This window comes from Burkholderia sp. MSMB1588, from assembly GCF_001546925.1.
GTDB classification, from domain to species: Bacteria; Pseudomonadota; Gammaproteobacteria; order Burkholderiales; family Burkholderiaceae; genus Burkholderia; species Burkholderia humptydooensis.
On sequence record NZ_LNJS01000001.1, the window covers coordinates 946204 to 956027 of the forward strand.

At 68.6% G+C, this 9824-nt stretch carries 9 protein-coding genes; 4 read left to right on the forward strand and 5 right to left on the reverse strand.

Features of this window, described 5'->3' with window-relative positions:
• The first annotated feature begins 19 nt into the window (after positions 1-19).
• On the forward strand, positions 20-388 hold the full coding sequence (locus tag WS92_RS16055) for a c-type cytochrome (RefSeq protein WP_006025003.1): 369 nt from the start codon (positions 20-22) through the stop codon (positions 386-388).
• 136 nt (positions 389-524) lie between these two features.
• Here the strand turns inward: WS92_RS16055 and WS92_RS16060 are convergent, their stop codons facing one another.
• Positions 525-1076 (reverse strand): DUF1841 family protein, encoded by a 552-nt coding sequence (locus WS92_RS16060; protein WP_006025004.1) that lies wholly within the window; start codon positions 1074-1076, stop codon positions 525-527.
• 242 nt (positions 1077-1318) lie between these two features.
• Here WS92_RS16060 and WS92_RS16065 point away from each other — a divergent pair, with 242 nt between their 5' ends.
• Positions 1319-2251 (forward strand): DMT family transporter, encoded by a 933-nt coding sequence (locus WS92_RS16065; protein WP_059932218.1) that lies wholly within the window; start codon positions 1319-1321, stop codon positions 2249-2251.
• Between the two features lie 196 nt (positions 2252-2447).
• Here WS92_RS16065 and nth read toward each other — a convergent pair whose 3' ends face one another.
• Together nth and rsxB are read right to left on the reverse strand one after the other, a co-directional pair.
• Positions 2448-3092 carry an endonuclease III gene (gene nth, locus WS92_RS16070; protein WP_006025007.1) on the reverse strand — a complete coding sequence of 215 codons (645 nt, stop codon included), beginning with the start codon at positions 3090-3092 and terminating at the stop codon, positions 2448-2450.
• Positions 3093-3096: 4 nt separating this feature from the next.
• Complete coding sequence (rsxB, locus tag WS92_RS16075) at positions 3097-3957, reverse strand: electron transport complex subunit RsxB (RefSeq protein ID WP_015600730.1); 861 nt, start codon at positions 3955-3957, stop codon at positions 3097-3099.
• Positions 3958-4214: 257 nt separating this feature from the next.
• Between rsxB and bspR the strand changes: the two genes are divergently transcribed.
• Positions 4215-4847, forward strand: coding sequence for a T3SS transcriptional regulator BspR (gene bspR, locus WS92_RS16080; protein WP_006025009.1), 633 nt, complete (start codon positions 4215-4217; stop codon positions 4845-4847).
• Positions 4848-4865: 18 nt separating this feature from the next.
• On the opposite strand, the gene phaZ is transcribed toward bspR, so the two are convergent.
• Together phaZ and WS92_RS16090 are read right to left on the reverse strand one after the other, a co-directional pair.
• Entirely contained in the window at positions 4866-6335 is a 1470-nt protein-coding gene (gene phaZ, locus WS92_RS16085) for a polyhydroxyalkanoate depolymerase (RefSeq protein ID WP_059934703.1), read from the reverse strand.
• Between the two features lie 218 nt (positions 6336-6553).
• Positions 6554-8386 (reverse strand): glycoside hydrolase family 15 protein, encoded by a 1833-nt coding sequence (locus WS92_RS16090; RefSeq protein ID WP_059934704.1) that lies wholly within the window; start codon positions 8384-8386, stop codon positions 6554-6556.
• A gap of 234 nt (positions 8387-8620) precedes the next feature.
• Between WS92_RS16090 and WS92_RS16095 the strand changes: the two genes are divergently transcribed.
• Complete coding sequence (locus WS92_RS16095; protein ID WP_231756010.1) at positions 8621-9796, forward strand: lactonase family protein; 1176 nt, start codon at positions 8621-8623, stop codon at positions 9794-9796.
• Positions 9797-9824 lie beyond the last annotated feature (28 nt).

Consider the following 9824-nt stretch of genomic DNA (forward strand, 5'->3'; position numbering starts at 1 on the left):
CACCGGGATAGGAGCATCCATGAAGAAGCCTCAGACGGCACTCAAGACGGCGGCGGCGCTCGCGCTCGCAGCCGGCTTCGCGATCGGCACCGCGCATGCGGCGGACGTCGCGAAGGGCAAGGAACTCGTCGAGTCGCACAACTGCGCGGCCTGCCACGGCGCGAAGCTCGACAATCCGATCAACGCCGAATATCCGCGCCTCGCGGGCCAGCACGCCGACTACCTGGTCTGGGCGATGCGCCAGTACCAGATGGGCCTGACGAACCCGCTCCTCGGCCGCAGCAACGCGATCATGCAGGCGCAGGTGCAGAGCCTGTCCGTTGCCGACATGAAGGACATCGCCGCGTACCTCGAGTCGCTGCAAGGCAGCCTCGTGTTCAAGAAGTAACGCCGGTACGCCGGCGTCGCGCGTGTCCGCTCGCGCGACGCGCGCGCCGAAAAATGCCCCGCTTCGAGCGGGGCATTTTTTTGTCCGTTGCGCGCGTGCGCGGCATGCGGTGCGTGATGCCTTCGCGAGGGCCGCGTCAGCCGCGCGATGCGCGTCGCAGGATCCGCTGCAGATAGGCGTCGGAATCAGGCGGCGTGTTCGTGCGTTGCGCTTCCCAGATCGTTTCGCCGAGACATTCCATGATCGCGTGCTGCGCGTCGTGCGCGCAATCGCAGCGGGCGGCGAGTTTCTCGTGCGCGGCCCGGATGCCGGGCGGCTGGTCGATCGACAACTGCTCGCTGATCGCGAGATGCATCGACAGATGCAGGAACGGATTCGTGCGCCCTTCGTCGGGCGTGTAGTCGTGCGCGGCCGAGCGCCCGGCGTCCTCGAGTTCCGCGTGATATTCGGGATGCTCGACGATCCAGTCGGCCGCCATCGCTTCGAGCGGCGTGAGGATCTCGCCCGAGCGCTGCTTGCGCCAGGTGTCGATGAAGAAGCGACGCACGTCGTCGCGGCTCGGATTGAACATGATGTAAAGCAGGGCGTGTGACAGGCCGCTGCGGCCCGCGAGCGCATATTTTACGCTGTCCGCGGCAGGGCTGCCGAAAGCGCGACGGCGCGACGGCGTAACGAAGCGGCGAAGCAGCGAAACTGCGAAACTGCGAAACAGCATCCGGGCATTCAGGCGCGTGATGCACCGGTTTCGGGGCGCCGACGCAATCGCGCGGCGATGGGCTGCCCGGCATTTCGGGCGCGCGGCACGCTCACCGTTCGACGCGAGATCCGTCACGGCACGCATCGCGGTCCGCAACGGATTCGGCATAAACACCGCTTATGCGGCCGTTCGAAGCTCGTTAGAATCGAGCGCTTTCACTACTCGCACGAGCCATGGCCTTGACCGCCGGAACCTCTTGCGCCGCGCGACGCGGCGCGCTGTACGTCGCGTTGTCGGCCGCCGCGTTCGGCGCGATGGCGATCTTCGGTCGCTACGCATACGCGGGCGGCGCCGACGTGCTCGGCCTCTTGATCGTCCGTTTCTCGATCGCGGGCGCGCTGCTCGCCGCCGTCGCGCGGCGGCGGCGCGTGCGCTGGCCGCGCGGCCGTGCGCTCGCCGCGATCGTCTGCATGGGCGCGCTCGGCTACGTCGGACAGTCGCTGTGCTATTTCAGCGCGCTGCAACATGCGCAGGCGAGCCTCGTCGCGCTGCTGCTCTATCTGTATCCGGCGTTCGTCACGCTGCTCGCCGCCTGGTGGCTCGGCGAGCGGCTCACGCGCGCGAAGGCGGTCGCGCTCGCGCTGTGCGTCGCCGGCTCGGCGCTGATGGTGGGCGGCGGTCGCGGCGAGCCGCTCGGCATCGCGCTCGCGCTCGGCGCGGCGGTGGTCTATTCGCTGTACATCGTCGTCGGCGCGAAGGCGGCGCGCGGCGTCGATCCGCTCGCGACCGTCGCGATCATTTGTTGCGCCGCGGCGGCGATGCTCATCGCGCTCGCGCTCGCACGCACGGCGGCGTTCGGCGCGCCGCCGCACTGGCCGCGCGCGGCGTCCGGCTGGGCCGCGCTCGTCGCGATCGCGCTCGTGTCGACCGTCGCCGCGATGCTCGCGTTCTTCGCCGGCCTCGCGCGGCTCGGCGCGGCCCGCACGTCGATGCTGTCGACGCTCGAGCCCGTCGTGACGGTCGCGCTGGCCGCCGCGCTGTTCGGCGAGACGCTGACGCCGCTGCAATGGGCGGGCGGCGTCGCGATCCTCGCGGCGGTGCTGTGGCTCGTGCGCGCGGGCACGCCGGCCGACCACGCGGAGCCGACGACGATCGCGAGCGCGTGAGGCTCGCGGGGCGGGTAGTGGGAGGTGTCGGCCGGGATCGGGTGCGGCCCGCGGCCGGCTTCGCCGATTGAAATGCGGAACGCGAACGTGCGATGAACGTGCCGCTTTGCAGCAATCGCGGGTCCGGTCCGGCAGGCCCGCGGATGCCCGAAGCGATCCGCGCCCGCCGCGCGCCGCAGCGCGCGACCCGCCCCCGTCACTGCACGGGCGCAGGCGTCTTCGGCTTGTACTCGCAAAGCGGCTCGATCGCGCAGTGCCAGCATTCGGGCTTGCGCGCCTTGCACACGTAGCGTCCGTGCAGGATCAGCCAATGATGCGCATCGTGCAGGAATTCCTTCGGCGTGAACTTCTCGAGCGCCGCTTCGACCGCGCGCACGTCCTTGCCGGGCGCGAGGCCCGTGCGGTTCGCGACGCGGAAGATGTGCGTGTCGACGGCGATCGTCGGCTGGCCGAACGCGGTGTTCAGCACGACGTTCGCGGTCTTGCGGCCGACGCCCGGCAGGCTCTCGAGCGCCTCGCGGTCGGCGGGCACTTCGCCGTCGTAGCGCTCGAGCAGGATCCGGCTCGCCGCGACGACGTTCTTCGCCTTCGTCCGGTAGAGACCGATCGTCCTGATGTAGTCGGCGACGCCTTCCTCGCCGAGCGCGACGATCCTCTTCGGTGTGTTCGCCACCGGGAACATCTTGCGCATCGCCTTGTTGACCGACACGTCGGTCGCCTGCGCCGACAGCATCACCGCGATCAGCAACTCGAACGGCGTCGTGTATTCGAGCTCGGTCGTCGGATGTGGGTTGAGGCTTTGCAGCGTTTCGAAGATCGCGCGTCGTTTGTTGGCGTTCATGCGGTCACGGTTTCGGTTTCGAGATCGGCGGCGCGTCGTCTTCGCGATCGGGCTTGCCGGCCGCGTCGCGCTGCCCGGCGAGACGGCGCCGCCGCGCTTCGGCCGCGTCGATCTGCGCCTGCACCGCGGCGCTCACGCCTTCGGTGTTCTTCGGCCCCGCGCCCTGGGCGGCGAGTTCTTCCTTCTTCTTGCGCGCGCGTTCGAGCGCCGCTGCAATGATCGCACGCTTCTTCGCTTGCGGATCGTCGTCGGCCGGCGCCGCGGGCTCGGCGGCGGCAGGGGCGGTGGTGGGGGCGGTGGCCGCCGCGGCGGCGCTTGCCGCGCGGCGGGCCGCCGCCCGCGCCTCGGCTGCTTCGCGCTCGCGCTTCTGACGCGCGAGGCGCGCATCGTGCCGCGCGCGCGCGGCGTCGGCCTGCTGTTGCGACCACGCGTCCCAGCCGGTCTGCTCGCCTGTCACGGGTATCATCGCGATGCAGTCGACGGGGCACGGCGGCACGCACAGGTCGCAGCCGGTGCAGAGTTCGGCGACGATCGTATGCATTTGCTTCGGCGCCCCGACGATCGCGTCGACGGGGCACGCCTGCATGCACAGCGTGCAGCCGATGCAAAGCTGCTCGTCGATGAACGCGACGGGACGCGCACGCTCGACGCCGTGCTCCGGATTGAGCGGTATCACGGGCTTGCCGAGCAGTTTCGCGAGCCGCGCGACGCCCTCGGCGCCGCCTGGCGGGCATTGATCATAGCCGGCGGTGCCGGCCGCGATTGCCTCCGCGTACGGACGGCAGCCGTCGTAGCCGCACTTCGTGCATTGCGTTTGGGGAAGCAGATCTTCGATGCGATCGGCGAGGGTCTTGGAATCGGTCACAGTGACGACGTGGGCCGGCGCGGCGGCCGGGCGTTCGAACGCGGCCCGGATATTTCTGGAAACAACAATTATCGCCGATTTTTCGCATTGCGCTTAACAACGCATGTGCCATAATCAAAACGCTTTTTTGCGTGACTATAGCAGGGTGTCCCTTAACGATGGCGCGCCCGTTCACGCCGCCGGCGATCGCCGCAGGCCCCGCGTCGATCGCCGGCGGCGCGAGCCGGATTACGCGGCTCACATAGCAAAACGCCACTATGAATCAGCCAAAAATCAAAAGAGACCCAGAGGGAACCCGGCGCCGGATCCTGCTCGCGGCGGCCGAAGAATTCGCGACAGGGGGGCTGTTCGGTGCGCGAGTCGATCAGATCGCGCGCCGCGCCGAAACCAACGAGCGCATGCTCTATTACTACTTCGGCAGCAAGGAGCAATTGTTCACCGCGGTGCTCGAATATGCGTTTTCCGCGCTGATGGAGGCCGAGCGGGCGATCGATCTCGAAGGCGTCGCGCCCGTCGAAGCGATCACGCGGCTCGCGCATTTCGTGTGGGACTACTACCGCGATCATCCCGATTTGCTGCGCCTGCTCAACAACGAGAACCTGCACGAGGCGCGCTATCTGCAGAAATCGACGCGCATTCGCGAGATGATCTCGCCGATCGTCAAGACGCTCGACGGCGTGCTCGATCGCGGCCAGAAGGCGGGGCTCTTCCGCACGGACATCGATTCGCTGCGGTTCTACGTGACGCTGTCGGGGCTCGGCTACTACATGGTGTCGAACCGCTTCACGCTCGCCGCGATCTTCGGCCGCGATTTCAGCGCGCAGCACGAGCGCACCGAGATGATCAAGATGAACACCGAGTTGCTGCTCGCGTTTCTGTTGAGGCGCTGAGCCGGACGGGCGCGCGCGTCAGGCGACCTTGCGCGCGCGCGGCAATGCGGCTTTCGTCGCGGCGCGCTTGGCGGCGGCCGGCTTCGCCGCACGGGTTTTCGCGGCGGGGCGCTTCGCGGCCGTCAGCCTGAGCGCGGCCGCCTTCGCGGGCGCGGCGCTTATCGTTTCGCTGCCCGCCGTCGACCGGCTCGGCGTGGAAGGCGATGTCGACGTGGAGCCGGCCTGCGGCGTCGGCTTCTTCGGCTGCGACGCATGCTCGCGGATGAAGTCGCGCAGTTGCGGATAGATGATCGTGCGCCAGCGGCGGCCCGAGAAAATGCCGTAGTGGCCGCACTTCTCGGCGGTGAGGCTGCGGCGGTGCGCCTGCGGGATGCCCGTGCAAAGCTCGTGCGCGACGTGCGTCTGGCCGCTGCCCGAGATGTCGTCGAGCTCGCCTTCGATCGTCATCAGCGCGCTCGAATGGATGTCGGCCGGCTTCACGCGCTCGCCGTGGATGTCCCACGTGCCTTCGGCGAGGCGGAACTCCTGGAACACGATGCGGATCGTGTCCAGATAGTATTCGGCCGCCATGTCGAGCACCGCGTTGTATTCGTCGTAGAAGCGGCGGTGCGCTTCGGCGTCTTCCTCGTCGCCGCGCAACAGGCTCTGGTAGAAGTCCCAGTGCGATTGCGCGTGGCGCTCCGGATTCATCGCGACGAAGCCCGTGTGCTGCAGGAAGCCCGGATAGACCTTGCGGCCTTCGCCCGGATAGTTCGCCGGCACCGTGTGGATCACGTTGTTCTCGAACCATGAATGCGAGCGGTTCGTCGCGAGCGAATTCACCGACGTCGGGCTCTTGCGCGCGTCGATCGGGCCGCCCATCATCGTCATCGTGAGCGGCGTGTCCTCGCCGCGGCTCGCCATCAGCGAGATCGCCGCGAGCACGGGCACGGTCGGCTGGCACACCGAGATCACGTGCAGGTTGCGCGCGCCGATATGTCGGATGAATTCCTGGATGTAGTCGACGTAGTCGTCGAGATGGAACGGGCCGACTTCGGCGGGCACCATCCGCGCGTCGATCCAGTCGGTGATGTAGACCTTGTGATCCTGCAGCAGCGTGCGGACGGTGTCGCGCAAAAGCGTCGCGTGGTGGCCCGACAGCGGCGCGCACACGAGCACGACGGGCTCGTCCTTCAGTTGCCCGACGGCGCCCGAATCGTCCGCGTAGCGCTTGAAGCGCAGCAGCCGGCAGAACGGCTTCTCGATGATCGTCTGCTCGACGATCGGAATGTTGTGCCCGTCCTTGACGATCTGGTGAATCGCGAACTCCGGCTTCTCGTAATCCTTGCCGAGCCGGTACAGCAATTCGTAGCCCGCCGCGAGGCGCGTCGCGCCCGGCACGAGCGAAAGCGGGCTCGACGGATTCGCGAACGATTTGGAGGCGGCTTGCGCCCAGGCGGTCAGCGGGCTCAGCATCGCCCGCTGGAATTCGTGCAATTGGTAAAGCATGCGAGCTCCCGATGGGAGAACGGTGCGCGAAGGCGGCGCGGGGCGCCGCGGCGTGCCGTGTCAGTCAGCAATCGGACCGATTCACTCGTCGGATCGAATCAGTCGCGACTGATCATATCGGACATTCAGGGGTGTCGCAACGCAGCATACCCGCATTTCCGAGCGTTGCTTCGACATCTGACCTTGTCTTACGTTTGTCGCGCAAACGTGGTTCGGCGCTAGCGCCCGGCGACGGCGTCCGCCGCCGTAGGCTGGCCGGCCGCGCGCAGCATTTCCTCTTCATGATGCATCAGGTTGAACGCGGTGTGCACGAGCCCGACGTGCGAGAACGCCTGCGGGAAATTCCCTACCTGGCGACGCGTCACGGGATCGTATTCCTCGGCAAGCAGGCCGAGGTCGTTGGTGAGCGACAGCAGGCGGCGGAACAGCGCGTGCGCATCGTCGATGCGGCCGAGGAGCGCGAGATTGTCGACGAGCCAGAAGCTGCATGCGAGAAACGTGCCTTCGCCGGGCGGCAGGCCGTCGTCGTATTCGCTCGTGTGGTAGCGCAGCACGAGGCCGTCGCGCATCAGGCCCCGCTCGATCGCGGCGACGGTCTCCGAGACGCGCGAATCGGTGGGCGGCAGGAAGCCGACGAGCGGCAGCATCAGCACGCTCGCGTCGAGCGCGTCGCTGCCGTAGCTCTGCGTGAACGCGCGCAGCCGCGGATTCCAGCCGTTCGCGCAGACGTCCGCGTGGATCTCGTCGCGCACCGCGCGCCAGCGCTCGAGCGGCGCGGGCAGCCGGAACATCTCGGCCGACTTGATCGCGCGATCGAACGCGACCCACGCCATCACCTTCGAGAACGTGAAGTGCCGGCGGCCGCCGCGCGTCTCCCAGATGCCTTCATCCGGCTCGCGCCAGATCTTCTCGAGGTGCGCGAGCAGCGTCGTCTGGACCGACCAGACCGTGTCGTCCGCCTGCAGGCCGCCCACACGCGCAACGTGCAGCGCGGCCATCACTTCGCCGAACACGTCGAGCTGCAACTGGTTCGCCGCGTTGTTGCCGATGCGCACCGGGCGCGAATCGTGGTAGCCCGGCAGCCAGTGGAGCTCCATCTCGGGCAGGCGCCGCTCGCCCGCGATTCCGTACATGATCTGGATCTGCTCGGGCGAGCCGGCCATCACGCGGCCGAGCCACGTGCGCCACGCGCGCGCCTCGTCGTAGTAGCCGCCGCGCATCAACGCGAGCAGCGTGATCGTCGCGTCGCGCAGCCAGCAGTAGCGGTAGTCCCAGTTGCGGGTGCCGCCCAACTGCTCGGGCAGCGACGTCGTCGGCGCGGCGACGATGCCGCCCGTCGGCTCGTACGCGAGCGCCTTCAGCGTGATCAGCGAGCGGCGCACGGCGGCCGCGTAGCGGCCGCGCAACGGGCACCGCGCCGACCATTCGAGCCAATGGTTCTCGGTGCGCGCGAGCATCGACAGCGGCTCGCGCGCGGGCGGCAGCCGCAGGTGCGACGGCGCGTAGGACAGCGAGAACGGCACGCGCTCGTCCGCCTTCACCGTGAATTCGGCGACCGTATGCAGGTTCTCGCCCGACAGCGGCACGGGCGTGCGCAGCACGACCGTATCCGGGCCGGCGATCGCCTTCACGCCCGCCTCGCGCGGCAGCCGCGTGACCCACGGGACCGAGAAGCCGTAGTCGAAACGCAACACGAGCTGCATCTGCATCTTCATCTCGCCGCGCCGGCCGACAACGATCCGCACGAGCTCCGACCAGCCGCTGCCGGGCGGCATGAAGTCGATCACCGTGACGGCGCCGGCGTCGCTCTCGTAGTCGGTTTCGAGGATCAGCGTGTCGCCGCGGTAGCGGCGCGACGTCGCGCTCACGCGCACGTCGTCGGCGGGCGCGACGAGCCAGCGGCCGTGCTCCGGCGTGCCGACGAGCGCGGCGAAGCACGCGCCGGAATCGAAACGGGGCCAGCACAGCCAGTCGACCGAGCCGTCCCGGGAGATCAGCGCGGCCGTGTGGCCGTCGCCGACGAGGGCGTAGTCTTCGATGAGGGCGGGCATGGGCGGCGATCCTCCAGCAATCCTTGTCGTTCACGATCCGGGCATTTTCGCGCCGCGCTGTACGGCGGCGCGCACGGGCCCTTATACTCGGCGGACTGCGCGGCGCGGGCGTTCGAAGGGCCCGCGCTTCGCAACATCACATCACTTGAGACGGATCGATGCAAGGAGGTTCCGATGACCCGACGCGCTCATGCGCCTTCGTCGTTCGCTTTCCCGCTTAGGCTGAGTCACTGGATGAAAGGTTTCGCGCTCGCGCTGCCGCTTTTCGGCAATCCCTCGTTCGCGCAGGATGCGAGCGGCGGCCCCGCGGGCGGCGTGTACAACCTGCTCGTCGGCACCTATACGGGCGCGGGCGGCGACGGCATCTACGTGTATCGCTTCGATACCGACTCGGGCCGCGCGACGCCCGTGTCTTCGGCGAAGGCCGAGAACCCGTCGTACCTCGTCGCGAGCCGCGACGGCCGCCACGTGTACGCGGTCAACGAACTGCCGGGCGACGCCGGCCCCGCGAGCGTGCGCGGCGGCGTCAGCGCATTCGCCTTCGACGCGAAGACGGGCGCCCTCCAGTTCGTCAACCGCGTGTCGGCGCAAGGGAACGATCCGTGCTACCTGAGCCTGTCGCCGGACGGGCGCTATCTCGTCGCGGCGAACTATTCGGTCGCGTCCGATCCGGGCGGCAGCTTCTCGGTGTTTCCGGTCGAGGCGACGGGCGCGCTCGGCGCAGCGGTGCTGAACGTGCATCACGAGGGCACGGGCCCGGTGACGGGGCGGCAGGACGGCGCGCATGTCCATTCGACCGTGTTCTCGCCGGACGGCAAGTACCTGTTCGTGCAGGACCTCGGCGCGGACAAGCTCTACTCGTACCGCTACGCGCCGGACGGCGGCCGCGGCCTCATCGGCCCGACCGAGTCGCGCTACACGCTCGTGAAGGCGGGCTCGGGCCCGCGCCATCTCGTGTTCGGCGCAAGCGGGCGGTTCGCTTACGTGACCAACGAGCTGAACGCGTCGGTCGGCGTGTACCGCTACGACGACGGCCGGCTCGCGCACGTCGAGACCGTGCCGATGACGGCGCCGGGCTTCGCGGGCAAGGTCGGCGGCGGCGCGCTGCATCTGTCGCCGGACGGGCGCTTCCTGTACGCGACCAATCGCGGCGACGCGAACGACATCGTGATCTACGCGGTGAACGCGGCCGACGGCAAATTGAAGCTCGTCGGCCGGCAGTCGAGCCTCGGCAAGACGCCGCGCGAGTTCGCGATCGATCCGAGCGGCAAGTGGCTCATCGTCGGCAACCAGGACAGCGACAGCGTGTTCGTGTTCAGGCGCGATGTCGCGAGCGGCCGCCTCGAGCCGAATCCGGCGCAGATCAGGATCGGCAAGCCGGTCGACTTCAAGTTCGTGCCGGTGCGGTGACGCCGGGCGGCGCGCCGCCCGGCATCGA

Bases quoted from the DNA above. Each gene is read 5' to 3' on its own strand.
- WS92_RS16055 (WP_006025003.1), top strand. From the start codon at position 20: ATGAAGAAGCCTCAGACGGCACTCAAGACGGCGGCGGCGCTCGCGCTC.
- phaZ (WP_059934703.1), bottom strand. From the start codon at position 6,335: ATGCTTTACCAATTGCACGAATTCCAGCGGGCGATGCTGAGCCCGCTG.
- WS92_RS16090 (WP_059934704.1), bottom strand. From the start codon at position 8,386: ATGCCCGCCCTCATCGAAGACTACGCCCTCGTCGGCGACGGCCACACG.
- WS92_RS16065 (WP_059932218.1), top strand. From the start codon at position 1,319: ATGGCCTTGACCGCCGGAACCTCTTGCGCCGCGCGACGCGGCGCGCTG.
- nth (WP_006025007.1), bottom strand. From the start codon at position 3,092: ATGAACGCCAACAAACGACGCGCGATCTTCGAAACGCTGCAAAGCCTC.
- bspR (WP_006025009.1), top strand. From the start codon at position 4,215: ATGAATCAGCCAAAAATCAAAAGAGACCCAGAGGGAACCCGGCGCCGG.
- WS92_RS16095 (WP_231756010.1), top strand. From the start codon at position 8,621: ATGAAAGGTTTCGCGCTCGCGCTGCCGCTTTTCGGCAATCCCTCGTTC.